This window comes from Psychrobacter celer (assembly GCF_016107555.1).
GTDB lineage: Bacteria > Pseudomonadota > Gammaproteobacteria > Pseudomonadales > Moraxellaceae > Psychrobacter > Psychrobacter celer.
The window spans coordinates 1-934 of the sequence record NZ_JABASU010000058.1; the positions used below are offsets into that span (position 1 = coordinate 1).

Annotated in this window: 1 protein-coding gene; it reads right to left on the reverse strand. The window is 41.5% G+C overall.

The genetic code is table 11. The features are described from left to right. Positions 1–787 (reverse strand): disulfide isomerase DsbC N-terminal domain-containing protein (locus tag JFC05_RS12645; protein WP_198337140.1); only part of this gene is annotated, 787 nt, incomplete at its 3' end. Between the last annotated feature and the right edge of the window lie 147 nt (positions 788–934).

The following is a 934-nucleotide window of genomic DNA, read 5'->3' on the forward strand; positions in this document are numbered from 1 at the left end:
TCACGTTGACTGTCACGCCTTTTGCATTAAGCATGGGTATTTGCTGATGCAATCGACGGCAATACGGGCAATTGACGTCGTCAGCCACATATATCACCGCTTTCTCGGTACTGGTGGCGGGGTAGCGAATCAGCTGTTTATCGTCCAATGTCGCCAATACCGACTGGTTTTTTCGTTGCTCAAATTCTGTATCCAGACCCACGAACTGACCATTTTCTATCACAGATATCTCACCATCGGTAATATATTGCGCATCATCTGAGAGCAAAAATGGTACGCCCTCTAAAGTAGCACCCCAAATTACACCTGGTACAGCAGTATAAAAAAGTGGTGTTTTGGTACTCATATTTTTGAGCGCACTCATGTTGGCAAGCATTGCTGATTTGATGGCTGTACTGACTGGTTGACCTATTTGCTCTTTATTACTGCGTGGCAATGTTTTGGTCACTACCTGCTTGCTTGGGTTATTTTGCAGCTCGCCTTGAATAACATATTTACCGTCTTTAGTGATATGTAATGGCGCTTGTCCTGCCAAATTGACCTGATACATATTGGGCAAGTTTGAGGGCGCAATAGAAGTAATCTGCGTTTTGATACCTGCTTGCGTGAGCACTTGGCGCAAATAACTGTCCAAGGACTGAGTCATCGTGTCAGACACTTCTACATTTTCTATACTTTGACTTGTTGTCCGATTGCTAGTGGCCCCTTCATTAGGCTGAGCACAGGCAGTGGTTGTTAAAGATACAATACCGATTAAGCTGGCAAATTTAATCAAAGGTAGTTTCACGAAGACCATCCTATTTGGTTTGATAAAAACATGATCCAATTAAATATTACATATACAAATATGATTTTAGCCAATGTAATATTATTCCAAAGAGTATATTGATAAAGATTTTCAGACTGTAGCATAAAGGGTGGATGGATAGAGTGA